The sequence below is a fragment of the Pseudomonas sp. FFUP_PS_473 genome (assembly GCF_002858665.1).
Classification (GTDB): Bacteria; Pseudomonadota; Gammaproteobacteria; order Pseudomonadales; family Pseudomonadaceae; genus Aquipseudomonas; species Aquipseudomonas defluvii.
Map to the genome: position 1 here is coordinate 1 of NZ_PJQQ01000028.1, position 24,934 is coordinate 24,934.

24 protein-coding genes are annotated in these 24,934 nt (G+C 58.7%); 8 read left to right on the forward strand and 16 right to left on the reverse strand.

Annotated features, from left to right (window positions below):
• Positions 1-131: 131 nt before the first annotated feature.
• Positions 132-1,379, reverse strand: coding sequence for a ribonucleotide-diphosphate reductase subunit beta (locus tag CYD26_RS18225; RefSeq protein WP_099775580.1), 1,248 nt, complete (start codon positions 1,377-1,379; stop codon positions 132-134).
• A gap of 451 nt (positions 1,380-1,830) precedes the next feature.
• Between CYD26_RS18225 and CYD26_RS18230 the strand changes: the two genes are divergently transcribed.
• Positions 1,831-2,679 (forward strand): hypothetical protein, encoded by an 849-nt coding sequence (locus CYD26_RS18230; protein ID WP_102053250.1) that lies wholly within the window; start codon positions 1,831-1,833, stop codon positions 2,677-2,679.
• A 6-nt stretch (positions 2,680-2,685) separates the two neighbouring features.
• On the opposite strand, the gene CYD26_RS18235 is transcribed toward CYD26_RS18230, so the two are convergent.
• The 5 genes from CYD26_RS18235 to CYD26_RS18255 form a co-directional block, all read right to left on the reverse strand.
• Entirely contained in the window at positions 2,686-3,096 is a 411-nt protein-coding gene (locus tag CYD26_RS18235) for a hypothetical protein (RefSeq protein ID WP_102053251.1), read from the reverse strand.
• A 1-nt stretch (position 3,097) separates the two neighbouring features.
• Positions 3,098-5,209 carry a hypothetical protein gene (locus CYD26_RS18240; RefSeq protein ID WP_102053252.1) on the reverse strand — a complete coding sequence of 704 codons (2,112 nt, stop codon included), beginning with the start codon at positions 5,207-5,209 and terminating at the stop codon, positions 3,098-3,100.
• Positions 5,202-6,662 carry a site-specific integrase gene (locus CYD26_RS18245; RefSeq protein WP_102053253.1) on the reverse strand — a complete coding sequence of 487 codons (1,461 nt, stop codon included), beginning with the start codon at positions 6,660-6,662 and terminating at the stop codon, positions 5,202-5,204. Before CYD26_RS18245 ends, CYD26_RS18240 begins: the two co-directional genes overlap by 8 nt.
• Complete coding sequence (locus tag CYD26_RS18250; protein ID WP_256588046.1) at positions 6,655-7,908, reverse strand: tyrosine-type recombinase/integrase; 1,254 nt, start codon at positions 7,906-7,908, stop codon at positions 6,655-6,657. Before CYD26_RS18250 ends, CYD26_RS18245 begins: the two co-directional genes overlap by 8 nt.
• Positions 7,909-8,051: 143 nt before the next feature.
• Positions 8,052-10,934 carry a ribonucleoside-diphosphate reductase subunit alpha gene (locus CYD26_RS18255; RefSeq protein ID WP_102053255.1) on the reverse strand — a complete coding sequence of 961 codons (2,883 nt, stop codon included), beginning with the start codon at positions 10,932-10,934 and terminating at the stop codon, positions 8,052-8,054.
• A gap of 754 nt (positions 10,935-11,688) precedes the next feature.
• Between CYD26_RS18255 and CYD26_RS18265 the strand changes: the two genes are divergently transcribed.
• From CYD26_RS18265 to fhuF, 3 genes are read left to right on the forward strand one after another with little or no spacing between them, the layout of a single operon-like run.
• Positions 11,689-12,408 (forward strand): response regulator transcription factor, encoded by a 720-nt coding sequence (locus CYD26_RS18265; protein WP_065761345.1) that lies wholly within the window; start codon positions 11,689-11,691, stop codon positions 12,406-12,408.
• Positions 12,405-14,018, forward strand: a complete 1,614-nt coding sequence (locus tag CYD26_RS18270) for an ATP-binding protein (protein WP_102053256.1) — start codon at positions 12,405-12,407, stop codon at positions 14,016-14,018. Before CYD26_RS18265 ends, CYD26_RS18270 begins: the two co-directional genes overlap by 4 nt.
• Positions 14,015-14,575, forward strand: coding sequence for a siderophore-iron reductase FhuF (fhuF, locus tag CYD26_RS18275; RefSeq protein WP_102053257.1), 561 nt, complete (start codon positions 14,015-14,017; stop codon positions 14,573-14,575). The genes CYD26_RS18270 and fhuF overlap by 4 nt, the downstream gene beginning before the upstream one ends.
• Before the next feature lies 1 nt (position 14,576).
• Here the strand turns inward: fhuF and CYD26_RS18280 are convergent, their stop codons facing one another.
• Both CYD26_RS18280 and CYD26_RS18285 read right to left on the reverse strand, forming a co-directional pair.
• Positions 14,577-15,278, reverse strand: coding sequence for a 4'-phosphopantetheinyl transferase (locus tag CYD26_RS18280; protein WP_102053258.1), 702 nt, complete (start codon positions 15,276-15,278; stop codon positions 14,577-14,579).
• Between the two features lie 84 nt (positions 15,279-15,362).
• Entirely contained in the window at positions 15,363-16,160 is a 798-nt protein-coding gene (locus tag CYD26_RS18285; protein WP_102053259.1) for a dienelactone hydrolase family protein, read from the reverse strand.
• A 415-nt stretch (positions 16,161-16,575) separates the two neighbouring features.
• Between CYD26_RS18285 and CYD26_RS18290 the strand changes: the two genes are divergently transcribed.
• Positions 16,576-17,898, forward strand: coding sequence for a dicarboxylate/amino acid:cation symporter (locus CYD26_RS18290; RefSeq protein WP_102053260.1), 1,323 nt, complete (start codon positions 16,576-16,578; stop codon positions 17,896-17,898).
• Between the two features lie 72 nt (positions 17,899-17,970).
• Here the strand turns inward: CYD26_RS18290 and CYD26_RS18295 are convergent, their stop codons facing one another.
• Together CYD26_RS18295 and CYD26_RS18300 are read right to left on the reverse strand one after the other, a co-directional pair.
• Complete coding sequence (locus tag CYD26_RS18295) at positions 17,971-18,465, reverse strand: SprT family zinc-dependent metalloprotease (RefSeq protein ID WP_102053261.1); 495 nt, start codon at positions 18,463-18,465, stop codon at positions 17,971-17,973.
• Positions 18,466-18,601: 136 nt separating this feature from the next.
• Positions 18,602-19,201 carry a Yip1 family protein gene (locus CYD26_RS18300; RefSeq protein WP_102053262.1) on the reverse strand — a complete coding sequence of 200 codons (600 nt, stop codon included), beginning with the start codon at positions 19,199-19,201 and terminating at the stop codon, positions 18,602-18,604.
• A gap of 269 nt (positions 19,202-19,470) precedes the next feature.
• Between CYD26_RS18300 and ttcA the strand changes: the two genes are divergently transcribed.
• Both ttcA and CYD26_RS18310 read left to right on the forward strand, forming a co-directional pair.
• Positions 19,471-20,295, forward strand: coding sequence for a tRNA 2-thiocytidine(32) synthetase TtcA (gene ttcA, locus CYD26_RS18305; RefSeq protein WP_065761337.1), 825 nt, complete (start codon positions 19,471-19,473; stop codon positions 20,293-20,295).
• Positions 20,296-20,319: 24 nt separating this feature from the next.
• Positions 20,320-20,991 carry a DNA-3-methyladenine glycosylase I gene (locus CYD26_RS18310; protein ID WP_099775571.1) on the forward strand — a complete coding sequence of 224 codons (672 nt, stop codon included), beginning with the start codon at positions 20,320-20,322 and terminating at the stop codon, positions 20,989-20,991.
• Between the two features lie 28 nt (positions 20,992-21,019).
• Here the strand turns inward: CYD26_RS18310 and CYD26_RS18315 are convergent, their stop codons facing one another.
• From CYD26_RS18315 to arsC, 3 genes are read right to left on the reverse strand one after another with little or no spacing between them, the layout of a single operon-like run.
• Positions 21,020-21,442, reverse strand: coding sequence for a DUF2069 domain-containing protein (locus tag CYD26_RS18315; protein WP_102053263.1), 423 nt, complete (start codon positions 21,440-21,442; stop codon positions 21,020-21,022).
• Positions 21,435-22,040 carry an NAD(P)H:quinone oxidoreductase gene (gene wrbA, locus CYD26_RS18320; protein ID WP_065761847.1) on the reverse strand — a complete coding sequence of 202 codons (606 nt, stop codon included), beginning with the start codon at positions 22,038-22,040 and terminating at the stop codon, positions 21,435-21,437. The genes CYD26_RS18315 and wrbA overlap by 8 nt, the downstream gene beginning before the upstream one ends.
• Positions 22,037-22,390, reverse strand: a complete 354-nt coding sequence (gene arsC / locus CYD26_RS18325) for an arsenate reductase (glutaredoxin) (RefSeq protein WP_102053264.1) — start codon at positions 22,388-22,390, stop codon at positions 22,037-22,039. The genes wrbA and arsC overlap by 4 nt, the downstream gene beginning before the upstream one ends.
• Positions 22,391-22,476: 86 nt before the next feature.
• Between arsC and CYD26_RS18330 the strand changes: the two genes are divergently transcribed.
• Positions 22,477-22,941 carry a TlpA disulfide reductase family protein gene (locus CYD26_RS18330; protein ID WP_099775570.1) on the forward strand — a complete coding sequence of 155 codons (465 nt, stop codon included), beginning with the start codon at positions 22,477-22,479 and terminating at the stop codon, positions 22,939-22,941.
• Positions 22,942-23,028: 87 nt separating this feature from the next.
• On the opposite strand, the gene CYD26_RS18335 is transcribed toward CYD26_RS18330, so the two are convergent.
• Genes CYD26_RS18335 through CYD26_RS18345 form a run of 3 tightly spaced genes read right to left on the reverse strand, consistent with a single transcriptional unit; the run spans position 23,029 to position 24,888 of the window.
• Positions 23,029-23,433: an META domain-containing protein gene (locus tag CYD26_RS18335; RefSeq protein WP_102053283.1), complete on the reverse strand. Its 405-nt coding sequence runs from the start codon at positions 23,431-23,433 to the stop codon at positions 23,029-23,031.
• A complete protein-coding gene (locus CYD26_RS18340; RefSeq protein WP_099775569.1) occupies positions 23,430-23,867 on the reverse strand; it encodes a hypothetical protein in 438 nt (145 codons plus the stop codon). The genes CYD26_RS18335 and CYD26_RS18340 overlap by 4 nt, the downstream gene beginning before the upstream one ends.
• A gap of 31 nt (positions 23,868-23,898) precedes the next feature.
• The gene (locus CYD26_RS18345) at positions 23,899-24,888 is read right to left on the reverse strand and encodes a 2-hydroxyacid dehydrogenase (protein WP_102053265.1); all 990 of its coding nucleotides are present in this window, start codon (positions 24,886-24,888) and stop codon (positions 23,899-23,901) included.
• Positions 24,889-24,934 lie beyond the last annotated feature (46 nt).

The window sequence follows — 24,934 nt, forward strand, 5'->3', positions numbered from 1 at the left end:
GCTGCGCCTTTTGCCCGAATCCATTGAATCCTCCTGAGGAAAGGTCAGAAGGTGTAAACCTTATTCAGGACGGGACACCAGGCACAAAAAAGGCCGCCTTTCGGCAGCCTTCTTGTGAACTCAAGCCAGCATCAATCCCAGCTCAAAGCCCCACCGGTCTGATACTCAATAACCCGGGTCTCAAAGAAGTTTTTCTCTTTCTTCAAGTCCATGATTTCACTCATCCAAGGGAACGGGTTGGTGGTACCCGGGTACTCTTCCTTCAGGCCGATCTGCGACAGGCGGCGGTTGGCGATGAACTTCAGGTAGTCTTCCATCATCGCTGCGTTCATGCCCAGTACACCGCGCGGCATGGTGTCACGGGCGTATTCGATTTCCAGCTGGGTGCCCTGCAGAATCATCTGCGTGGCTTCTTCCTTCATTTCGGCATCCCACAGGTGCGGGTTTTCGATCTTGATCTGGTTGATCACGTCGATACCGAAGTTCAGGTGCATGGATTCATCACGCAGGATGTACTGGAACTGCTCGGCAACACCGGTCATCTTGTTGCGGCGGCCCATGGACAGGATCTGGGTGAAGCCGCAGTAGAAGAAGATGCCTTCGAGTACGCAGTAGTAGGCGATCAGGTTGCGCAGCAGTTCCTTGTCGGTCTCGACGGTGCCGGTATCGAATTCCGGGTCGGAGATCGAGCGGGTGTAGCGCAGGCCCCAGGCGGCCTTTTTCGCGACCGATGGGATCTCGTGGTACATGTTGAAGATTTCACCTTCATCCATGCCCAGCGATTCGATGCAGTACTGGTAGGCGTGTGTGTGGATCGCTTCTTCGAAGGCCTGGCGCAGGATGTACTGGCGGCACTCCGGGTTGGTGATCAGGCGATACACGGCCAGTGCCAGGTTGTTGGCAACCAGGGAGTCGGCGGTAGAGAAGAAGCCCAGGTTGCGCATGACGATGCGGCGCTCGTCGTCGGTCAGGCCTTCCGGGTTTTTCCAGAGGGCGATGTCCGCGGTCATGTTGACCTCTTGCGGCATCCAGTGGTTGGCGCAGCCGTCCAGGTACTTCTGCCAGGCCCAGTCGTATTTGAATGGAACCAGTTGGTTGAGGTCGGCGCGGCAGTTGATCATGCGCTTCTCATCAACGGCTACACGGGCTGCAGAGCCTTCCAGCTCGGCCAGGCCTTCGGCGATGTCGAGTTCATCCAGTGCCGCTTTGGCACGGATTACGGCAGCAGAGTCAGCTGCGGTGACGGCACGGGCCTCAAGGGCGGCGGCACCGCCAGCGCTGTCGAGTTTGTCGATACCGTTTTCAATCGATTGGGTAGCACCAGCGTTTTTAGCGGCGACTTCGCCGTCGTCTTTGTCGAATTCGTCCCAGCTCAGCATGGTGGGTCTCCTGCGTGAGGGCCATGTTCAGTATGGCCTGATGGATCTTGGGTTGCGTAGCTCGCGTCGGGTACAGCAGTGCACGCAAAACTTTTGAATGCTTGAGGGGGAGGCCCCTCTGGTGGGCTGGAGCGGGTGGTGCTCCAGGCCTTTGTATCTGGTGGCGAAGGGGGCTGCCTGGCAGCCCTTTCGCCGATAAGGCCGACTCCTGTCGGAGCCGGCCGTGCGCACCTTATTGGCAAAACGCCGATGCCGATTTCGTAAACATTCTTCAAAACCCCTGTAGATGAGCGGGTAAGAAACGACGGCATCGGGAGCAGCGGACAAATTCGTAAACATTTCTGTTTTCGACCGCCTTTTGAGTGGCCGAAGTATACGCAAATTTGAGGCATAATGACGAGCGCCTGTGCGATTATTCTGCTCACATCTTGATTTGAGAGAGGTACCCGCCGTGTCAGGGATAAAGCTGCCAACGGAGTCATGGCTTGAAGGAATCAACGAGACGCTGGCCAAGGAGGGATTGATTCCTGAGCGTCGCCCGATTGAGGCCTTTCGCAGGTGGTGCATTGAGTCACAGCAAAGTCTGATCTTCGGCGCTGAGGCAACCAAAGTCATAGGGGAGTGGTTCAGTCGAAACACCGCCTATGGGCTACACGTCCGCCAGCCTTTCGGCAGGGCCGCGTTCTACTGGGATATGGCCTTCGTAGAGGTCGCAATGCCCTTGGTTTTCGGGAGCCCGCAGATCTTCCCGCTGGAGCAACTCAGGAACGTACCCACACATCTGGTGCAGCGCCTGGCCAGTTCCCCTGACTCGCTTGACGCCTACCTGCAGCACTTCAGCAACGCCTATGGCGTCTTTGTGATGGAGGAGAACATCAGGCGCCTCGACGAGGCTAACCCATCAGATGTTGGTCAGTTCGTGATGGCGGCCTCCAGGCAGCTCTCCAGCGCAACTGCGGCGCTTCTCAGCTCCCCGCCCAGTGCGAAGGCCCTGGAAGACTCCCGCCTGGCTGTGGAGATATCCATTAAGGCTGTGCTCATCCTGAAGTTGGGGCATACGGACGCAACGCTTCAGAAGCAGTTCAGTCACCGGCTTGTGCCGCTGAGAACGGAGCTCCTGAAGGTCAAGTCAGACCCAGGCTTCACCGAAGCAGAGCTTGCAATCTACCCAGAAGTCGCTGCGCGCTACGGTGATCTCCCAGATGACCGGGCGAACCTCTGGAAAGGCTATGAGCTGGCGCTTCGGGTCGTTGCGATGACGTTTGAAATCATCGAAAGCGATCTGCTGGCCAGGCAGTGACGGCCACTACTTGGTGGCCTTCTTCTCGGCGATGGGCAAAGGCTTGTCCAGGTCGGTCAGGGAGAGGCCCCGCCTGGTTGCGTTGTGTGCCCACCGCACGAACTGCTCAAGCAGCTGATTGTTTTCAAACGTGAGGCGCTCTACGCGCCTCTCCAGTTCGCATATCCGCTCTGCTGAGAGGGACATGGCGACATTGCCATAGCCCCCGCGAGGGGCGCTCTCATGCACCCTGTCCTTGGCCAGATCCCAGGCCGCCTTGATCCTCGGCTGACGCAGCATGGCTACCTTGGTGTAGGTGTGGCCTATTTCCACTGCTAGCACGGCTAGATAGCGATCCCAGGTGAGCTTGCCTGACCATCCATCAAGCAGCAGGACAGCCCTCTCAATGTCTTTGTCGGTGAGCTTAGGGGCACCCATTTTAGAAGAACTCCAATTCAAGCAGGGTTTTCAAGTCATCAGCAGACTCATCGTCAGATTCCACGGCGTTGACGATACGTACCGCCTGAGCGAGCCCAGTCTTGGACTGAGAGTGCTCGGGAGGCGGGAGTGTGATGAGCGTGCCATCCGGGATCTCAGGGTCTGCCAGACGATTCAGGACAAGCCTCCAACGTTGCAGGCGGCCTTCGTTGTGTTTGATCCAGCGAGATGCCCCAGGCTCCCCGTTCTCCAGGGCTTGCAGGGCCATCTGGAGAGCTTTCTCGTGGATTTCCGTTTGGTATCTCGCCTCTGCCAGATGCTTCGGCTCTCCCTTTACCACGGCGTGCTCTCCGCACATGGTGCAGTCCTTGTCCTTTGGGCAAGGCGTTAGTGCGTAGTCGTGCCGGCAGATGCCATACCGGGTGCTGTGGATGGCCCCCAGCTCGATTTTAAGGGCCTGGCTTTGCGTTAGGCCGTTGTTCTCGGCCATGGCCCTAGCCTTATCAGCGATGGGCCCTTGCACGCTCAATTCAGGGGCGTTGTCGCCGCCCAACTTGGTGTAGGCCTCGATGAAGGCTTCCTGCGGCAGATGGTCGTACCAGGCGTTCTGGGTGATGTGCTTACGCCCAGACCAGAAGGCAATCAGGGATTCCGACAGGTGCTTGGACTGGGCCAGGGTGTTCAGCAGGTGCCTGAACTGGTGCGTAGTGATGGCGATAGGGCTGCCATCCTTGTGCGTCATGCCGTTGCGCGAGAAGACCGTCACACCGGCAGGGTTGGAGCCAAGCTGGTTGTTCAGCATGTTGGTGGTAATGGTCGACGGAACGTTCATGAAGGCCTCTACATTGGGCCTCAGGGCGTGCTCAGGGATCAGGAACAGCGCTTCGTGCCACATCAGGCCTGATTCCCCATCCAGAATCGGGAACGTGGCCGGCAGCTTCGCCAGAACCGTTTGCTCCAAGGAATCCCAGCTGAACAGGGAGGTTCCCCTAGCGCCGCTCAGCTCATCCAGGCGCGCAGGGTCATGGGTCTTCTCACCTATGGGTTCGAGGCCCACCCTTCTGGCGTGGCCACTCTGGATAGGGGTTTTCCTGCCCAGGATGAAGCTTGCTTCTCGCAGAGTAAGTGGCTGACCTCGAAGGTGTTCAAAACCGGGTGGCAGGTAAAGCTGGCCGGGGTTATCCGCGTACCACTTCGCCGCAACGCGGGCGCTGGCACCTAGCTCAGTGAAGAATTTCACGGCCTCTTTGGCGATATCTTCCGATGCATCCGAAGTGGAAAACTTGGTCATTGGAGAGCCCCCTTTTGCGGGTCTCCAAGATATCCCCATCATCTCGCCATCATCGCCTTGCGCAGAGGTAATACAGTCGACTGGTAGTGTCAGTATTTCTGATACCCGGCTAGGTGCAAACATTGCCAAGGAAACAAAGCCTGTAGTGATGTTGTCAGGCAGGCTTTTAGATTCGTGGTGAATCTTTGCCAGATCGAGAATTGATTGGATGTGTGGGAGCTTGGAAGTGTTCTCCTCACGCATCGTTGGATCAAGGCGGTCATTCCTAACTACCTGCTGATAGGGTATCGACGACTTCCACGATAGGTTGTGGTTCACCAGTCTTGCCGGAATGATGATCTCAGTGACAATACGTTCCAGGCACCTGCCAACAGACCAGGCATCCTTAAAGCGAGCCCGGAGAATGTCCGAGGCGCCATCCAATATGTTGGCGTTTACTCTGGTTACACAGGGTTCTACTTCTGCGTCTAACAGCGATTGCTCAATGGCTTGTAGGGCATAAAGAAATCGCCGGTACTCTTGCAGCTTAAATCGTCGCATGATTTCGCTGAATGTGGATTTGGCGAATTCTAGGAACGGCATATCGAAGGGCGTATCGACAGTAGACTTGCTGCCCGAATTATCCCTCAATGATTTAAAGTGAGCGATTTTCTTGGTTCGCCCTTGGTTGCGTCCAATCAGAAAGGTCGATATATCCCAGCTATTTTCCGTCCATACAATATTCTGAAATTGGCAGTTGGCTGCGGCATGACGATTAAAGTCGCTCAAGTTCTGCTTGGCTGTAAGATCGGCCTTGCCAGAGAAATAAACTAACTCACCCATTGGTGTCGTCATCCGTAGTGGTGCGCTTTGAATCGCGGGCGATAATGATCTCGTTAATTGCGGACATGGCGTTGTGGTTGATCTGGCGAATTCGATCATCTGTCTCCATGTTCTGATCTGCCTTGAGTGAGGCCATCAGAGTCTCCCAAGGCGCGTCGATCAGCGGCTCAAAGTGATGGCAGTACAGGCATGCAATGGGCGCGTTCTGGTGGCACTCAGCGCGGGTGCCGCAAGCCCCCACTGTCTGGCCCGTCAGGCGCAGGAAGTCCGCAATGACCGAGGCATCGTCACCGGCCCGCGTGGACTCGTCCAGGGACGTGATAAGGCGCCCTTGGAAGGCTCTGGCAAAGAACTCCATCTCCTTCCCAATGGCCTCGCGGATGGGGTTCTGGAGCTGCGGCATGGAGGCACGGTAGAACTGGATGCAGCTAGTGCTCCGGTGCGTCAGAAGCCTCGCCACTTCGAAGTCAGAGGCGCCATGGGCCAGGGCTCGTGTCGCTAGGGTGTAGCGGAAACGATAAGGGGAGATTGGGATTCTTTGCTCTAGTCGAGATGAATAAGTATCAAGGCGACTCAAAATTGATGTTAGACGCTTCCCAATTGCACTAGGGGTGCCGTCAAATAGTTTGGTGTCACCGGACTTGTCGCTGCGATTCTCTAGGTAAACTATCAAGCACTCGGCCAGAACGGTAGGGGAACGCCTCAGCCAATATTCTGCTGTGCCACCGCCTTCGCCCTTGGCGAGAGGGATTCTTAGTGTTACTTCTTTCCCTTCTGCTCCCTCTGATATTTGCGCGTCAGATTTAATCATGCGTGACGCTTGGACGGGGCGAACCCCTGTTCCTATAAAAAACCAGGCAAGAGTATATTCTTCTTGGCTCACTATGCCTTTGGCGTATGCGTTATTTAGCTCGCCATGAATATTGCTCAGTTCCTGATCTGTCAGGGCGCCACTTACAGGATCGTTGGTTATGAGCGTGTAATAAGCTCCGTTACCCCTTTCTTCCCACTTATGGTCATTGCTTAGGAAGTCAATAACATCAGGGCTGATTCCACCCAGGTTCTGATGCTTAATTCGTCTTAGTGCGGGAATAATAAACCCTATGTAATGGCTTGAAATCTTTGTCATTAGACCTACATGGCTAATTTCAAGCGTATTTGCTCTTCCGCATTCTTCAATTCCAAACCATTGGCGGAGAGCGAAGAGAATTACCTCGTTGTATTTTAGGCTATGCGTCGAGAGGGTTCCGCAGATGACCTTGAATAATGATTGATGGAAGGCATTTCCTTCCTTAAGCAACTCAAAGTGAAGGGTTAGCGGCTCTCCGTCACTGTTTCGCAGACGGATTTCCTCGCCGATCTTGACGGTGATTATCCTACCATCCAGCAAGATCAGCGTGGTTTCTGTGGGTGCTGCGACTTCACTTCGTTGAACTAGCACTTCGCTATTCATTTTCTTTGTTCTTGCCTGCTGCAATTTCGTTGGCTAGTTCTTCTGCGATCTGGTCAGACTTCACCCTGATGGTTCTGCGCGAGTAACGGGCGCTCATTTGGGAATCTTTCCGCCAGCCCATCAGGCGGTTCCTCATCTGCTCCTCTTCGTTCTTGGGAATACGCTTCTCAGGTGGGGTCTTATCAATTTTTGTGCTGAGCCTGTCATTCCACGTCCGTCTCAGTGCGTGCGGGGCAAAGTCATCAGGCAGCTCGTGAGCCTTCTTCCTGGCCGTCCTGAAGATGAGATTGATCGTGTCCGCGCAGATGTGGCGGCCCTCGGCGGTGGTGAAGAGGTAGCCGTGGGCCCGCTGCTTGGCAGGGATTTTCGACCAATGCTCGACGACGAAATGATGAAAGGCGAGCGCTGTCGTACTGGAGATAGGGACGGTGCGACTCTGGGTCTTGGAGACTCGAATACGCACGCGATTGTTGGCGTAGCTGACGTCCTCGATCTGCACGAAGCGCAGTTCACTTCGGCGCATGCCGTTGTCAGACAACATCCTGTAAACCAGATGGTTTCGGTGCTTGATGAAGTCTGTGCTGAACGGGTTGATCTCTGAGGCAGGGTCGAATATCTCGTCCGCGAACGCCATCGTGACCTCATCCATGCCCTCCAGCGCGTCGCTCTCATCCGCGTTGCTGACTTTGGGGATCAGGGCCTTCAGTCGGCGTATGGGCGGGTGTGCGGCGCTTTCCTTCGCTGCACCTGGAGCCGGGCGCGGCAAGCCTTGCTCAACTTTCGCCAGCTGGAACTCCAGGAAGGCTGCGACGATACGGATTCGATAGGCACCTTCCTCGGCAGAGCAGGCTGTGCGCTCTGAGGCCTTCTGGTGGAACCCACCACGCACCTGCTCAAGCCGCACAACCCGAGACGGCAGCTCTTCCAGGCTCACAGCCAGCTCACGGTCTTGCGAGGCCCTGTCCAAGCGAAGGAAGAAGGCCAGATCCTCACACTGCTCGATGGAGAGGAAGGCTTCTGAACTGATGGCTGCATGCAGATCAAGCTTTCTGGCTGAGGCCCACAGATAGGCCATACCTAACGCTCTGAGCGCTTTCTTGATCGTTGCTGAAGAGGAACCGACATCGCGGTAATGGAACGTCGCGAAGACGTTGGGGAGGAAGAGGGGGCTGCCCTGGTCATCAACCAAGACAGCCATCTCTACACCATCCGAAGCAGTGAATGAACGAATGGAGAAGGCTTGCAATGTATACGTTTCCTAGTCATCAGGTGTAATGCCTAGGATTATAGATTTCTTCTATACCCCCTGTAAACGACTAAGACCTAGTGTTTACAGGGGTTACAGATATCTAATTTAGGTGAAAGTATACGGTTTCACCTGTATCAGTGCTATTGGCAGGCTTCGCAGTCAGGTTCGTCGATCGCGCAGGCCTTAGGCACGGGTGCAGGCGCCGGGGCGGTTTGCACCGGGGCGCTGTCGCCACCGCTGGACACGGCGTTGAGCTTGCCGGTGTTGATGGTCGATTTCTCGGTGCTGGTCGCGGCCAGGGCACGGAGGTAGTAGGTGGTTTTCAGACCACGGTACCAGGCCATGCGGTAGGTGACGTCCAGTTTCTTGCCCGAGGCGCCGGCGATGTACAGGTTCAGCGACTGAGCCTGGTCGATCCACTTCTGGCGACGGCTGGCAGCGTCGACGATCCACTTGGTTTCCACTTCGAAGGCAGTCGCGTAGAGCTCTTTGAGTTCTTGCGGGATGCGCTCGATCTGCTGAACCGAACCGTCGTAGTACTTCAGGTCGTTGATCATGACCGCGTCCCACAGGCCGCGAGCCTTCAGGTCGTGAACCAGGTACGGGTTGATCACGGTGAACTCGCCCGACAGGTTCGATTTCACGTACAGGTTCTGGTAGGTCGGCTCGATGGACTGCGATACGCCGGTGATGTTGGCGATGGTCGCGGTCGGCGCGATGGCCATGATGTTCGAGTTACGAATACCTTTCTGAACGCGTGCGCGAACCGGTGCCCAGTCCAGGGTCTCGTTCAGGTCGACGTCGATGTACTTCTGGCCACGGGCTTCGATCAGGATCTGTTGGGAATCCAGCGGCAGGATGCCTTTGGACCACAGCGAGCCCTGGAAGGTCTCGTAGGCGCCACGTTCGTCGGCCAGGTCACAGGAGGCCTGGATGGCGAAGTAGCTGACCGCTTCCATGGAGCGGTCGGCGAACTCGACGGCTGCGTCCGAACCATAAGGAATGTGCTGCAGGTACAGCGCGTCCTGGAAGCCCATGATGCCCAGACCGACCGGGCGGTGCTTCATGTTCGAGTTGCGCGCCTGCGGTACCGAGTAGTAGTTGATGTCGATCACGTTGTCGAGCATGCGCACAGCGGTGTTGATGGTGCGCTGCAGCTTGGCGGTGTCCAGCTTGCCGTCGACGATGTGGTTCGGCAGGTTGATCGAGCCCAGGTTACATACCGCGATCTCGTCCTTGTTGGTGTTCAAGGTGATTTCGGTGCACAGGTTCGAGCTATGGACCACGCCCACGTGCTGCTGAGGGCTGCGCAGGTTGCACGGGTCTTTGAAGGTCAACCATGGGTGACCGGTTTCGAACAGCATCGAGAGCATCTTGCGCCACAGGTCTTTGGCCTGGACGGTCTTGAATACCTTGATCTTGTTGTACTCGGTCAGCGCTTCGTAGTACTCGTAGCGCTCTTCGAAGGCCTTGCCGGTCAGGTCGTGCAGGTCTGGTACTTCCGAAGGCGAGAACAGGGTCCACTTGCCGTCATCGAAGACGCGCTTCATGAACAGGTCAGGGATCCAGTTGGCGGTGTTCATGTCGTGGGTACGACGACGGTCGTCACCGGTGTTCTTGCGCAGCTCGATGAATTCTTCGATGTCCAGGTGCCAGGTTTCCAGGTAGGCACAGACAGCGCCTTTGCGCTTGCCACCCTGGTTTACGGCAACGGCGGTGTCGTTGACCACTTTCAGGAACGGTACGACGCCCTGGGACTTGCCGTTGGTGCCCTTGATGTAGGAACCCAGCGCACGTACTGGCGTCCAGTCGTTGCCCAGGCCACCGGCGAATTTCGACAGCATGGCGTTGTCGTGGATCGCGTGGTAAATGCCCGAGAGGTCGTCCGGGACGGTGGTCAGGTAGCAGCTCGACAGTTGTGGACGCAGGGTGCCAGCGTTGAACAGGGTCGGGGTCGAGGCCATGTAGTCGAAGGACGACAACAGGTTGTAGAACTCGATCGCGCGGGCTTCTTTGTCTTTCTCTTCCAGCGCCAGGCCCATGGCCACACGCATGAAGAACACCTGTGGCAGTTCGAAACGTACGCCGTCCTTGTGGATGAAGTAACGGTCGTACAGGGTCTGCAGGCCCAGGTAGGTGAACTGCTGGTCGCGTTCGTGGTTGATCGCCTTGCCCAGTTTTTCCAGGTCGTAGTCGGCCATGGCTGGGTTGAGCAGTTCAAACTCCACACCTTTGGCGACATAGGCCGGCAAGGCCTTGGCGTACAGGTCGGCCATTTCGTGGTGGGTCGCGCTTTCGGCAACCTGCAGGAAGCCCAGGCCTTCGGCGCGCAGGGTGTCCATCAGCAGGCGAGCTGTCACGAAGGAGTAGTTCGGCTCACGCTCGACCAGGGTACGGGCGGTCATCACCAGAGCGGTGTTGACGTCCTTGATGGCCACGCCGTCGTACAGGTTCTTCAGGGTTTCACGCTGGATCAGTTCGCCATCGACTTCGGCCAGGCCTTCGCAGGCTTCCGAAATGATGGTGTTCAGGCGGTTCATGTCCAGAGGCGCCAGGCTGCCATCGGCCAGGGTGATACGGATGCTTGGGTGTGGCTGTACCGCTACGTCGCTGTTGCTGCGGGTGGCTCGTTCCTTGGCGCGCTGGTCGCGATAGATCACGTAGTCGCGGGCTACTTTCTGTTCGCCAGCACGCATCAGGGCCAGTTCGACCTGGTCCTGGATTTCTTCGATGTGGATGGTGCCGCCCGATGGCATGCGACGCTTGAAGGTCGCTGTCACTTGTTCGGTCAGGCGGGCAACGGTGTCGTGGATACGCGACGAGGCAGCAGCAGTGCCGCCTTCAACTGCAAGGAACGCCTTGGTGATGGCAACGGTGATCTTGTCATCGGTGTAGGCGACGACGGTACCGTTACGCTTGATCACACGCAGTTGGCCCGGAGCGGTGGCAGCCAGATCCTGGTTCGAATCAGCGGCCTGCGGCGCCTTGGCCTGCGGGTTCTCGCGAGTTGTGTCGGTTTGCATGGGGGTCTCCACGTTTTCTATGTTTGTTTAGGCACCGGGTAGGTGCCAACCGTTCCGTCCAAAAGCTCGACAACCGACCCGCAGGCATGCGCAAGGGCAGCGTGCGGGGCAGGGCTTACCTACTTCGGGACAGATCAGGAAAAAGGGGCAATCGCTCGCCGCTCCCTGGCCGAAGTCAAAGGTCTCGGGCCGTGGCCCAAAACTGTTGCTGTCGGATGTGCCTTAGTGTGCAACACCCGTACCCGAAACAAGCCCTCTGGTGAACTTGCAACGGTCGCCTCCGCAGGAGCGGTTTGGCTGCTGATTTCTTTCAAAGTTCAAGCAAAAAAAGCATTTTGCAAGGCTTGAGTTTAATGCTCGACTTGTGCTTGGGAATTATGTGAAAACCCAAGATATAGTGTTTTGTTTCGATAGGGATACAAGATAATGCGGTATCGGGGGTATTGCAAGGTGATGCTCTGTGGATAACTTGTGCGTATTTTGTGAGTGATTCCGGGCAACGCCTTGTAGGCCGCGTCTCACCGCCATTGTGCCGTTGGTCACTCTTTTTTTACGTTGGCGACGCCCCGAACACGGAATTTTGCGGGCGCGAACCCTATCACAAAAAGCCCCATTGTCCAGCGCTCCTGGCACGGCTTTTCAGTGCCGTTGGTGGCGGTTGGAATGTGTGGGTTCGCGTCGTAGTATCCGGTGCCATTATTGCCCTTTGTTGACGGGCGGTCTTCCAAGAACAACAAGCCCAGCAGAGGTGTCCGTGGAGCAGCAGCGCAGTCAGGTGTTGATCGTCGAGGATGACCAGCGATTGGCCGACCTCACGGGGGAGTACCTGCAGGCCAACGGCTTTGAGGTAGCGGTGGAGGGCGACGGGGCCAAGGCGGCCCAGCGCATCATTGATGAGCAGCCTGATCTGGTGATCCTTGACCTGATGTTGCCTGGCGAGGATGGCCTGAGCATCTGTCGCAAGGTACGCCCGCGCTATGCAGGGGTAATTCTGATGCTCACTGCACGCAGCGACGATCTTGATCAGGTGCAGGGGCTGGACCTGGGGGCCGACGATTATGTGGTCAAGCCCGTGCGTCCCCGCTTGTTGTTGGCCCGGATCAACGCTCTGTTGCGTCGCAGTGATGCCCCCAGTAGTGAGCACCAGGCATTGGTGTTCGGCCCGTTGCGGGTCGATAACACCCTGCGCGAGGCTTGGCTGCGGGGCGCGAGCATCGAGTTGACCAGCGCCGAGTTCGACCTGCTCTGGCTACTCGTGAGCAATGCCGGGCGTGTGTTGTCCCGCGAGGAGATCTTCACCTCGTTGCGAGGTGTGGGCTATGACGGCCAGGACCGTTCTATCGATGTGCGTATTTCACGCATTCGCCCCAAAATCGGTGACGATCCAATCCATCCGAAGATGATCAAGACCCTGCGCAGCAAAGGCTACCTGTTTGTAGCCGAGGCGGCCCAGGCCATGGGTCGTGAGGCATGAACTCGATTTTCCTGCGCATCTACGGCGGTATGCTGAGCGCTCTGGTGCTGGTGGCGATGCTCGGCGCCTTGAGCCTGCACCTGCTCAATGAGGTACGCGCGGATCAATACCGTGAGCGGCTTGCCCACGGGACCTTCACGCTGATGGCTGACAACCTGGTGCCGCTCAGTGAGGTGGAGCGTACGCGGGCGCTGGCGATCTGGGAGCGCTTGCTGGGCATTCCCTTGGCGTTGGAGTCCTTGGCCCACACCGGGCTCGATGGGCGTCAGCGCAGCTTGTTGCAGCGTGGCCAGGTACTGGTAGAGAAGACCGGGCCTCATGCGGCCAGGGTGATGCGTCAGGTTGGCGACCAGCCGTTTTTGCTCATGGGTGAAGTCAAGCAGATCAGTGAGCAGTTGGCCCGCGCCACGATTTACCTGCTGGCGGATGAGTTGGTGCGTTATCCGGTTGCGGAGCAGCCTGGACGGCTTGCGCAATTGAAGGAAGCCAAGGGGTTTGGCTTTGACCTGCGCTTGCTTTCGATGACCAAGGCTGACCTGGATGACGATCAGCGCCGACGGGTCGAGGAGGGCGACACGGTGATGGCCCTTGGCAAGGACGGTGACTCGATTCGTGTATTTTCCGGCCTTGCCGGTACGCCCTGGGTGCTGGAGCTCGGCCCGCTGTATCAGATGAATGCCTACCCACCCCAGTTGCTGGCAGTGATTGCCGTGCTGGGCTTGTGCCTGATTGGTTTGATCGTCTATTTGCTGGTGCGTCAGCTGGAGCGTCGCCTGTCGACCCTGGAGTTTGCTGCCACACGCATCGCCCAGGGTAGCCTGGAAACCCGTGTGACGGCCGATGATGATGACTCGGTTGGACGCTTGGCTGCGGCCTTCAATGGCATGGCGGAGCATTTGCAACGGTCGTTGAGTATTCAGCGTGAGCTGGTGCGTGCCGTGTCCCATGAGCTGCGCACGCCAGTGGCCCGTTTACGTTTCGGCCTGGAGATGATCGCCGGGGCCAGCAACGATCAGGCTCGGGAAAAGTACCTGGAGGGTATGGATGGTGACATTCAGGACCTCGATAAACTGGTCGACGAGATGCTCACCTATGCCCGTCTGGAGCAGGGCTCACCGGCGTTGCATTTTCAGTTGATCGACCTGGATGCGCTGCTCGACCAGGTGATCGCCGAGCTGGCGCCATTGCGTCGCGAGGTGAGCGTGGTTCGCGGCCCCTGCCAAAGGGCAGAAGAGGCTGACGGCGCATGGGTAGAAGCGGAGCCACGCTACTTGCACCGGGCTTTGCAGAACCTGGTGAGCAACGCCATGCGCCATGCTGAGTCACAGGTCTGCCTGAGCTATCAATTAGGTGCCCAGCGTTGCCGGATTGATGTGGAAGATGATGGTCCGGGCATCCCCGAGCCTGCCTGGGACCGGATCTTTACCCCCTTTACCCGCCTCGACGACAGCCGCGCCCGGGCTTCCGGTGGGCACGGTCTGGGCTTGTCCATCGTACGCAGGATTATCTATTGGCATGCAGGGCGGGCCTCGGTCAGCCGTAGCGAGCGCCTGGGTGGGGCGTGTTTCAGCCTGAGTTGGCCGCGTAGCCAGGCCTCTGGTGCATCATGAAGCAGACCGTGATGCTGAGTGAGCTGCTACGTCCGGCGTACTTTCACAGGCTGCTGTTGGCGCTCTATGGGCCTGAGTTGATGCCAGCCCAGTTGCCTGTGCTGGTGTCGCAGTGGTCCAAGTACTATTTCGCGCTGTTCTGGCGCGAGGCCGTGTCAGCCCGGTGTGCCGGGCGAGGGCTGGCGCTGTCGAACAATGTCGGCGTGAGCCTGGACGATCGTGGTCTGCCGCTGGCGTTTGAGCCGCTGGCCGCAGGCAGCGATAGCTTGCAGGCCCTGTTGGAGCACCACCTGACGCCATTGGTTCAGCAACTGGCAGCCTTGGGCTCGGTGCCGGTTGCCGTGCTCTGGGGGAATGCTGGCGATTGCCTGGAGCAGTGCCTGCAGGCCCTGGAGGTCGACCTCGTTGAGGCGCGTGATCTACTGGATCGCCCTGGTGGCCCGTTGTTTGCGGCAGTCAGCTACGATGCGCACGGCCTGCGGCGTCGGCGAACCTGTTGCCTGAGTTACAAGGTGGCGTGGGTCGGGCACTGTACGCACTGCCCGCTCAACCCCTGACTCAGATGCTGACCAAGGTCAGGACCTGGTCATTCTGTATGCTGAACTGGCCTTCCAGCTCGTGGCCCTGGCGCCAGTCAGTGGACAGGTCTTTCAACAGGCGCAGGCGTGCATGGCCATCGGTGGACCACTCCAGCACCTCCGCGTGTTCAAAGTAGAAGCGCTGCTGCACGATAGGGTAGAGGGCCTTGAACAGGCTTTCCTTCAGGGAAAAGGTCAGGGTGACCGCCAAGGCAGCCAGGTCTGGGTCCATTCGGTGAAGTTCATCGGCTGTGAGGATCTCTGCGGCCAGGCGCTGAGCGCGTTCGTGGCTGAGCAGGGTTTCCTGATCCAGGCCAATGCCCGCGCACTGGTGACTAGGGGCAACCACCGCAGCGGCCCAGCCGTGGCTATGGGTGATGGATCCGCTGATATCGCTTGGCCAGATCGGCGCACGGTCTTCGCCGGTACCAGGGATGTACTCCCGACCATCCAGCGCTTGCAGTGCTGCACGGGCGCAGACCCGGCCAGCGAGGTACTCGGCCTGACGCTTGGCCACTGAGCGTTGCAGGCTGCTGGTGTGTTCTATACCCGCCAGGACGAAGTCATCGGCAGCCAGTTGAGCGGGGTCGAACGAGCAACTGACCAGTGCTGCGCCGGGTACTGCGCGAGGCAGAGGCCAGTGGTGCTGGAGCGGTGCGCAGCAAGATGGGAGTCGTTTCATGGCCGTATTGTGCCGCGATCCATGGCGTCAGGCCAGTGCCCCTTCCAGCCCATCCTTTCTGCCAAAGCGCCGTCCCTCAGCACTTCAGTTCAGCGTAAACACCTTCTTCAAGAAAACCTGTAGGTCTGCCCAAGCGCTTTCGTCGGCGCTTTTGTTGTAGGCAATGTCTGGTCCGCCGTGCTCGCCGTGGCTGAGGCGGTCAGCATCCGGGTTGGTGAAACCATGCTTGGCGCCCTGGATGCTCACGAATTCATAGGATGCACCGGCCGCATTCATCTCGTCCTTGAATTTATCCACCTGTTCTTGGGGGACCATGCTGTCTGCTGCACCGTGCTCCACCAGAATCCTGCTCTTTACGCTACCGGGTGTTGCCGGGTTGCTGGTTGCCAGCGGGCCATGGAAGCTGACGACCCCGAGCAGAGGCTCGCCTCGGCGGGCGGCATCGAGCACCACTTTTCCGCCGAAGCAGTAGCCGATGGCGGCAATTCGATTGTTGTCGGTTTGCGGTTGGATTTTTAACAGATCAACACCGGCATCGAAGCGTTTGGCCGCCGCGTCAGGGTCTTTCATAGCCGCCTGCATGAAGGCCATGGCGTCTGCCGGGTGCTCGGTGTGCTTGCCATCGCCATACATGTCGATGGCCAGTGCGCTGTAGCCTAGCCCCGCCAACTCGCGCGCACGGCGTTTGGCATAGTCATTCAGGCCCCACCACTCGTGCACCACCACTACGCCTGGGCGCTTTTCCTCGACGCTGTCGTCATAGGCGTAATAGCCAACCAGGCGCTTGCCGTCGGCATCCTGATAGGCAATTTCGCGGGTCTGTACGGCGGCCTGGGCCAGGCTTGTGGCGCCGATCAAGGCAAGTGCGAGCAGGTAACGCATAGCGGGTACTCCTCGTTTGAGTCGATCCATCGTGTTCAGCCGCTGTTTGGACAGCGCTCAGCGACGGTTCAGGATGTCCTGCTTACTCTAGCTTCCGTGCTTCATCCTGCAACGGATTGAACGCGCACCCTGGCTGCGTGGGCGGATTACCGCCATTGGTTAGGTTTTTTCGCCGGTTGCGTGCGGAAATCCGCCAATGCGCCGCGTTTTTTGTGCCACCTCCTAGTGCATGCAAGCCCCGAGAAACGGCGGTTCGCACCCAGAAAGCGCACGTTGGCATCGTGATTGCTAAATAGCCTTCAGAGTCCTGCCAGGCAGCTCGACAAAACAAATCCCTCCAGTGCAGGAGGGTTCGCGCTTTTGGTACCACCGCATCCTGGGAAGGATGATGGTCGGTACGCTTGAGGAATTAGCCATGACGACGCGTCAGCCGCTGTACAAATCGTTGTATGTCCAGGTGATCGTAGCGATCACCATCGGTATCCTGCTGGGTCACTTCTATCCTGAGACCGGCGTGGCACTCAAGCCACTGGGTGACGGGTTCGTGAAGCTGATCAAGATGGTCATCGCCCCCATCATCTTCTGCACCGTGGTCAGCGGCATTGCGGGTATGCAGAACATGAAGTCGGTTGGCAAGACCGGCGGCTACGCGCTGTTGTACTTCGAGATTGTCTCCACCATCGCACTGATCATTGGCCTGGTTGTGGTCAACGTGGTCAAGCCGGGTGTTGGCATGCACATTGACGTGTCGACCCTGAACGCCAGCAGCATCGCGGCCTATGCCGCAGCGGGCGCACAGCAGACCACCGTTGGCTTCCTGCTCAACATCATCCCGAACACGGTCGTCGGTGCCTTCGCCAACGGCGACATCCTGCAAGTGCTGATGTTCTCGGTGATCTTCGGTTTCGCCCTGCATCGCTTGGGCGCTTATGGCAAGCCACTGCTGGACCTGATCGACCGCTTCGCCCATGTGATGTTCAACATCATCAACATGATCATGAAGCTGGCACCGGTCGGTGCGTTCGGTGCCATGGCCTTCACGATCGGCCAGTACGGCGTGGGCTCGCTGGTTCAACTGGGCCAGTTGATGGTCTGCTTCTACATCACCTGTGTGGTGTTCATTCTGGTGGTGCTTGGCGGTATCGCCCGTGCCCACGGCTTCAGCGTGGTCAAACTGATCCGCTACATCCGTGAGGAACTGATGATCGTGCTGGGTACTTCGTCTTCCGAGTCGGCCCTGCCACGCATGCTGATCAAGATGGAGCGCCTGGGTGCGAAGAAGTCGGTTGTCGGCCTGGTGATCCCAACCGGTTACTCGTTCAACCTTGACGGTACTTCGATCTACCTGACCATGGCTGCCGTGTTCATTGCTCAGGCCACCGACACCACCATGGACATCACGCACCAGATCACCCTGTTGCTGGTGCTGCTGGTTGCTTCTAAAGGTGCTGCTGGCGTGACCGGTAGCGGCTTCATCGTTCTGGCCGCTACCCTGTCGGCCGTTGGCCACCTGCCGGTTGCCGGTCTGGCGCTGATCCTGGGTATTGACCGCTTCATGTCCGAAGCCCGTGCCCTGACCAACCTGATTGGCAACGCCGTGGCGACAGTGGTGGTGGCCAAGTGGGTCAACGAACTGGACGAAGACAAGCTGCAGGCCGAGTTGGCTTCTGGCGGCACGTCGATCATCGACACCCGTCCAGTCGATGACCTGGGTGTGGCTGAAGGCGCTGCCCGCTAAGCATTCTGGGATGTGCTCATCGCCGGCAAGGTCGGCTCCTCATGCAGGAGCCAGCCTTGCCGGCGATGTCGTTTATTCCACCCGTGTTTCCCCACTGAACACCAAGGTCTGCCGACAGCGTCTGCACAGGTAGCGCCGCCCTTGGCGTACCTGGCCATGGCGCTGGGCAGAGAAGGGGAAGTCGCTACCTGCGCAGGGGCAGCGGTAGATGTAGCGGGTCATGCTCCGGCGCTTTATCGCGTAGTTGTGACAGCGATTCGGCGGCAGTTCGTAAACCCCACGCATGATCAACTGCCACTCTTCGCCATGGGGCTGAATGCTGCCACCGAACAGTTGGTGGGCAATCAGGTGGGCCACTTCATGGGCGACAGTCTGTTTCAGGAAGTCTTCACGGTTTTCCATGTACAGCTGCAGGTTGAAGCGCAGCAGGTTCTCATGCAGATGTGCCACGCCGGCCTTCTGCCCACGTAGCTTGAAACTGACTTCGGGGCGCTGGAAGGGGCGTTTGAAAAAGGCTTCAGCCTGCTGGAAACAAATTTCGACGCGGGATTTGAGTTGCTCGGGCATATCGGGGAACACTCCTGACCGGCGATTATGCCGCAACCTGAGCATTACTGCCGAGACCGCCGGTCCATGCACGGCATCAGGCCGCCTTGCGGCGGCCTGAGGTTTGTTGCACCTATGTTGCTGTGTTTCTAAGTCTCTAGTTGGTATAGACGGGCCCCACGCCCAGTCCCCAGACGATTACCGTGAAGGCCATGATGGCTACCAGCACCACCAGCCCCACCGCCAACACTGAACTCGAAAACAGGAAGCCTTCGTCCGAGGGTATGTTCATGAAGGTCGGCAGGCCTACATAGAGCAGGTAGACCGTGTAGCAGATGGCTGCCGTGCCGACAATCATCCCCAGCCACAGGTGTGGGTAAAGCGCCGCCAGACCACCGACGAACAGTGGGGTGGCGGTGTAGGTTGCAAACGCGATGCATTGCGCCAGGCTGGGGTTGGCATCATAGGTGCGGGCCATCCAGTGGATGAACGCGCCCATGACGGCAACACCGCCAAGCATGGCCAGGTACGACATGATGCTCATCCAGAGCGCGCTTTCCATGGTCAGCATGACGGGCGCACGCTCGCCGATGACCCAGCCTACCTGGGTAGTGCCGATAAATGCCGATACGGCGGGAATGGCCGCCAGTATCAACGTGTGGGTCAAGTACATGTGGCTGATGCTTTCCTCTTCGCCACGAATCTCTCGCCATTCCTGATCGGGATGGGTAAACAGCCCCAGAACGTGATGGATCATGCCAGTCACTCCTTTCGTTGTTGCCATCGCCCCCCAGAGGAGCGCTTGCTGGCCCGAGGTTCGAGCCATACGACCAGGTCACAAACACGGTGGCCTTATGTCGCAGTATAGGAAGGAGTTCGCTGCATAAAACCGGGTTTTTTAGAGCAAATTGCGCTGTCAGGCGATGGATTAATCACGATGCAGTCTTTATCGGATTGGCCTACGCCGCCAGTCGGTTTATGCGTAAAATAGTCGGCTTTTGTCATACCTCGCGGATTCCAAGCGCTATGGGCACCCTTTCGGTCAATCAGAACAAACTGCAAAAACGCCTTCGCCGCCTCGCGGGTGAGGCTGTCACCGACTTCAACATGATCGAAGACGGTGATAAGGTCATGGTCTGCCTGTCGGGCGGCAAAGACAGCTACACCATGCTCGATGTTCTGCTGCACCTGCAGAAGGTGGCACCGATCAAGTTCGAGATCGTTGCGGTGAACATGGACCAGAAACAACCGGGGTTCCCCGAGGACGTGCTGCCGGCCTACCTCAAGACCTTGGGTATCGAGTACCACATTGTCGAGAAGGACACCTACTCGGTGGTCAAGGAATTGATCCCGGAAGGCAAGACCACCTGCTCGCTGTGCTCGCGCCTGCGTCGTGGCACCCTGTACACCTTCGCTGACGAAATCGGCGCGACCAAGATGGCCCTGGGTCATCACCGTGATGACATTGTCGAGACATTCTTCCTCAACATGTTCTTCAATGGCACGCTCAAGGCCATGCCGCCAAAACTGCTGGCCGACGATGGCCGCAACGTGGTCATCCGGCCGTTGGCCTACTGCAGCGAGAAGGACATTCAGGCCTACTCGGACATGAAAGAATTCCCGATCATCCCGTGCAACCTCTGTGGTTCGCAGGAAAACCTGCAGCGTCAGGTCGTCAAGGACATGCTTCAGGAGTGGGAGCGCAAGTCGCCGGGGCGTACCGAGAGTATCTTCCGTGGCCTGCAGAACGTTGTGCCGTCACAACTGGCCGACCGCAATCTGTTCGATTTCGTCAATCTGCGCATCGACGACACCGCGACGCCGCGTTTCCTCGACGTGCTGAACATCTGACGAACCACTCGGCAAGGAACTGCCATGCGTGATTATCAATGGCTGCATGAGTACTGCCTGAACCGATTCGGCTCTGCCGCTGCACTGGAGGCGTATCTGCCGGTGCCGCGCACCCCGGCGCAGTTGCGTGCGATCAGTGACGACCGTTATCTGTCGACCCTGGCCCTGCGCGTGTTTCGCGCCGGGCTCAAGCACAGCCTGGTCGATGCCAAGTGGCCGGCGTTTGAGCAGGTATTCTTCGGCTTCGACCCGGAAAAGGTCGTGCTGATGGGCGCTGAGCATCTGGAACGGTTGATGCAGGACACCCGCATCATCCGTCACCTGGGCAAGCTCAAGAGCGTGCCTCGCAATGCGCAGATGGTGTTGGATGTGGCAAAGGAGAGGGGTAGCTTTGGCGCCTTGATCGCCGACTGGCCAGTGACTGACATCGTCGGTTTGTGGAAGTACCTGGCCAAGCATGGCAACCAGCTTGGTGGCTTGTCGGCACCTCGTTTTCTGCGCATGGTCGGCAAGGATACGTTTATCCCTACCGACGACATGGTTGCGGCCCTTGTGGCTCAGGACATCATCGACAAGGCGCCGACCAGCCTGCGGGACTTGGCGCGGGTGCAGGCGGCGTTCAATCAGTGGCACGCCGAAAGCGGGCGGCCACTGTGTCAGCTCTCAGTGATGCTGGCGCATACCGTTAACCATTGAGGTCAAGGCGGGTGGGGGATCGCTGGGCTCAGTGTTGCGCCGAGCCTTCACCCGCCAGTTTGCGGTCATACTGAAACCGCCAGCGCACATACAGCAAGGCGCTGATGAACAGCGCCAGGCTCAGCAGCACTTCCAGCCAGCCGAACAGTGCCCGGTCCGGGACGAAGGTGGCCTGTACACCGCTGATGAAATACAGGTTTACCACGAAGCAGATCCAGGCATGAGCGCGGGCACTGCCCAGCAGTATGCCTGGCATCAGTATCAGCAACGGTACCAGTTCGACGCCGAGAATCACCCAGGAGCGTGCGCCATGCAGGTCGGCGAACAGCAGGGTGTTGACGCTCAACAGGGCGATCAAGCCGACGAATGTCGCCAGGCTCAGCGCCCGGCTGATACGCACACGTGGAGCCAACCACTCCAGTGGGGGCAGTACTTTCGGCTTCTTAGCCACGGCCGTTCTCCAGTAGCGTAGCGGTGCTCGCCAAGCGTTGGCCGAGCGCCCGGCACAGGGCGATTTCATCGGCGTCCAGGGCGCGCTTGCCGTCAGCTCCGGCGTGGTGGCTGGCGCCATAAGGGGTGCCACCTCCACGGGTTTCCAGCAGCGCCGACTCGCTGTAGGGCAGGCCCATGATCAACATGCCATGGTGCATCAGCGGCAGCAGCATGGACAGCAGCGTCGATTCCTGGCCGCCATGCAGGCTGGCAGTTGAGGTGAACACCGCGGCGGGTTTGCCGACCAGGCCGCCGCTCAGCCAGAGGCTGCTGGTGCTGTCGATGAAGTACTTGAGAGGTGCGGCCATGTTGCCGAAGCGAGTCGGGCTGCCCAGTGCCAGGCCGGCACAATTACGCAGGTCGTCAAGGCTGGCATACAACGCACCGTTTTCCGGGATGCTCGGGGCAACGGCTTCGCACTCGCTGGAAATGGCCGGTACGGTGCGAATACGTGCTTCCAGGCCGCCCAGTTCAACGCCACGGGCAATCTGTCGGGCCATCTCACTGGTGGAGCCATGGCGGCTGTAGTACAGAATGAGGATGTAGGGCGTGCTCACGAAAGGATCTCCAGCACCTTTTCGGGTGGCCGGCCAATCACGGCGTTGTCGCCCGCGACCAGAATCGGTCGTTCGATCAGTTTCGGGTGGCTGACCATGGCGGCAATCAGTTCATCTTCGGACAGGGCCGGGTTTGCCAGGTCGAGGCTCTTGTACTCGTCTTCGCCACTGCGCAGCAGTTCACGGGCTGTCATTCCCAGTTTGCCGAGCAGGCTGCGCAGCGTCGCAGCGTCGGGTGGTGTTTCCAGGTAGCGTACTACGGTTGGCGCCAGGCCACGGGCCTCGAGCAGTTCCAGCGCACCACGGGATTTGGAGCAGCGTGGGTTATGGTAAAGCGTCAAGTCGGTCATGTTCGGGTCGCATCCAGCATGAAGTGGCGGCTATTCTAACCGCAGCGACTTCGCATTTTGCTTGAATATTCAATAAGGATTGACCCATGACAAGGCGATTGGCAGCAGTACTGGCGATCACTACGAGCCTGTTGCTCGGCGGTTGCGGCGCAGACTATGGGCTGGATCAAAATGGCCGCAAAGTGGCGGCTGAACACGTGGATGGGCGTTGGCTGGTGCTCAACTATTGGGCTGAATGGTGTGGCCCGTGCCGTACGGAGATTCCGGAGCTCAATGCAGTGGCCAAAGACCTGCAGGCCAAGGGCGTGACGGTGCTCGGGGTGAATTTCGACGGCCTGCGCGGTGATGAGCTGAAAAAGGCCAGTGATGCGCTGGGGATAGGGTTCACCGTGCTTGCTGACGACCCGGCCGAGCGCTTTGAGTTGCCGCGCAGTGAGGGTTTGCCGGTCACCTACATCATTGACGACAAGGGCAAGGTGCGCGAGCAGTTGCTGGGTGAGCAGACCGCAGCGGGCATTACCGAGAAGCTGACGGCACTCAAGGGCGCCTGATCCGTCGGTATCACGCGCAGCCAGGCAGTGGTTTGCGCGTCCCTGCAGGGGCCAGCAATGCCGGCCCCTGCAGAACATGACGGGTACTTAGCCTTCTTCAGGCCAAAAACGCAGTGGCTTGCCTTGTGCTGGCCAGAACCGTACCTGTTCGATTGGCGAGATGTCCCAGCGTTGTACCTCTCCCAATGCCTGCAGGAAACGTTGCTCCTGCTCCATCAGTGCCGGTGCGCAGCGCTTGCGGGTGCTGCCAATTTGACCGAAGCTCAGTTTGTTTCCGTCCAGCTGATACGGCGCGAACCAGTGGTTGCAGCCCGCATTGCCATACGCCCGGCCATCGGCTGCCAAGGTCAGCGTCAGGTGGCTGTAGTCCATCAGTGGCCGTTCGCCAATCCATTCCAGTATGTAGCTTTGCTCCTGCTCCAGCTTCATTGGCTCGGCAGCGCAGCCGACCAGGCCTGCGGCTGCCAGGGCCGATAACAGAAGTTGTTTCACTGCGCCTGCCCCCGGCATTTCGGGCACGTATGTTTGTCGCCCTGGGTGGTCCAACCCAGTTCGGCGATACGCGCCACGGCGGCGGGTTGTTGGGCCTTGTTGCCCAGCTTGGCGTCTACCGCGAACTCGAAGTCGAGGCTGGCCTGGCAGCTGTCGCAGTTGACTTGCCACTGATGGATCGCCAGTTCGCCGAAGACCGGGCCACTGGCCACGGCTACCCACTGACCGGGCGGGTTGATCAGGTGGCGTACTTTTTCCACGGTCAGGCGCATTGACAGGGTCTTGCTGCCCTTGAGGGTCACCAGCAAGACATCGTCATTGTGGATTGAGCCACCATTGCCAGTGACCTGGTAGCGACCTGGTGCCAGAGAGCGGCATTCGATCAGGGTGTGTTGCGGATTAAACAGGTTGTAGCGGAAATCGTGTTCGACCATGGGTCCTCCAAATCTGCCGCGTATCCTAGCATCAACCTTCGACCAGATTCTGCGGATTCCCGACCGCCCAGCGGGCAATGTTCTCCAAGGTGGTCTGGGCAATGGCGGCCAGGGCTTCATGAGTAAGGAACGCCTGGTGGGCGGTGATGATCACGTTGGGGTAGGTCAGCAGCCGCGCCAGCACATCATCCTGTAGTGGTTGGTCGGAGCGGTCTTCAAAGAACAGCTGTGCTTCTTCTTCGTAGACGTCCAGGCCCAGGTAGCCGAGCTGGCCGCTTTTCAGGGCATCACTCAGAGCTGGGGTGTCCACCAGCGCGCCACGGCCGGTGTTGATCAACATCGACCCGCGTTGCATCAACGCCAGGCTCTGCTGATTGATCAGGTGGCGGGTTTGCTCGGTCAAGGGGCAATGCAGGCTGACGATGCGTGCCTGAGCCAACAACTCCGGCAACGGTAGGTAGCGTGCGCCAAGATCCTGCATTTGAGGGTTGGGGAAGGGGTCGTAGGCCAGTAGCTGGCAGCCGAAGCCGGCCATGATTCGTGCAAAGGCCAAGCCTATCTGGCCGGTACCGATCACCCCGACGGTTTTGCCGTAGAGGTCGAAGCCTGTCAGCCCATGCAGGCTGAAGTCGCCTTCGCGGGTGCGGTTATAGGCCCGGTGCAGGCGTCGATTGAGGGCCAGAATCAATGCCACGGCGTGTTCGGCGACGGCGTGCGGTGAATAGGCTGGCACGCGCACCACGCTCAGCCCCAGGCGTTTGGCGTCCTTCAGGTCAATGTGGTTATAGCCGGCCGAGCGCAAGGCGATCAGCCGCGTGCCTCCGGCCGCGAGATGCTCCAGCACCGGTGCTGACAAATCATCGTTGATGAAGGCGCAGACAATCTCATGGCCTGCCGCCAGCATGGCGGTAGCCTCGGTCAGGCGCGCAGCCTGGAAGTTCAGGGTCAGCCCTTCCATGGCGGGCGCGGCACGGAAACTCTCCTGGTCGTATGTCTGGCTGCTGAAAAATAGTGCGCGCATGGCAAAGCTCCTTGGCATCGAATGCCGCCAGTTTAAACAACAGCCA

Bases quoted from the DNA above. Each gene is read 5' to 3' on its own strand.
- CYD26_RS18245 (WP_102053253.1), bottom strand. From the start codon at position 6,662: ATGAATAGCGAAGTGCTAGTTCAACGAAGTGAAGTCGCAGCACCCACA.
- ttcA (WP_065761337.1), top strand. From the start codon at position 19,471: ATGGGCACCCTTTCGGTCAATCAGAACAAACTGCAAAAACGCCTTCGC.
- CYD26_RS18310 (WP_099775571.1), top strand. From the start codon at position 20,320: ATGCGTGATTATCAATGGCTGCATGAGTACTGCCTGAACCGATTCGGC.
- CYD26_RS18280 (WP_102053258.1), bottom strand. From the start codon at position 15,278: ATGAAACGACTCCCATCTTGCTGCGCACCGCTCCAGCACCACTGGCCT.
- CYD26_RS18345 (WP_102053265.1), bottom strand. From the start codon at position 24,888: ATGCGCGCACTATTTTTCAGCAGCCAGACATACGACCAGGAGAGTTTC.
- fhuF (WP_102053257.1), top strand. From the start codon at position 14,015: ATGAAGCAGACCGTGATGCTGAGTGAGCTGCTACGTCCGGCGTACTTT.
- CYD26_RS18290 (WP_102053260.1), top strand. From the start codon at position 16,576: ATGACGACGCGTCAGCCGCTGTACAAATCGTTGTATGTCCAGGTGATC.
- CYD26_RS18295 (WP_102053261.1), bottom strand. From the start codon at position 18,465: ATGCCCGAGCAACTCAAATCCCGCGTCGAAATTTGTTTCCAGCAGGCT.
- CYD26_RS18235 (WP_102053251.1), bottom strand. From the start codon at position 3,096: ATGGGTGCCCCTAAGCTCACCGACAAAGACATTGAGAGGGCTGTCCTG.
- CYD26_RS18285 (WP_102053259.1), bottom strand. From the start codon at position 16,160: ATGCGTTACCTGCTCGCACTTGCCTTGATCGGCGCCACAAGCCTGGCC.
- arsC (WP_102053264.1), bottom strand. From the start codon at position 22,390: ATGACCGACTTGACGCTTTACCATAACCCACGCTGCTCCAAATCCCGT.
- CYD26_RS18330 (WP_099775570.1), top strand. From the start codon at position 22,477: ATGACAAGGCGATTGGCAGCAGTACTGGCGATCACTACGAGCCTGTTG.
- CYD26_RS18270 (WP_102053256.1), top strand. From the start codon at position 12,405: ATGAACTCGATTTTCCTGCGCATCTACGGCGGTATGCTGAGCGCTCTG.
- CYD26_RS18240 (WP_102053252.1), bottom strand. From the start codon at position 5,209: ATGGGTGAGTTAGTTTATTTCTCTGGCAAGGCCGATCTTACAGCCAAG.
- CYD26_RS18300 (WP_102053262.1), bottom strand. From the start codon at position 19,201: ATGATCCATCACGTTCTGGGGCTGTTTACCCATCCCGATCAGGAATGG.
- CYD26_RS18255 (WP_102053255.1), bottom strand. From the start codon at position 10,934: ATGCAAACCGACACAACTCGCGAGAACCCGCAGGCCAAGGCGCCGCAG.
- CYD26_RS18340 (WP_099775569.1), bottom strand. From the start codon at position 23,867: ATGGTCGAACACGATTTCCGCTACAACCTGTTTAATCCGCAACACACC.
- CYD26_RS18225 (WP_099775580.1), bottom strand. From the start codon at position 1,379: ATGCTGAGCTGGGACGAATTCGACAAAGACGACGGCGAAGTCGCCGCT.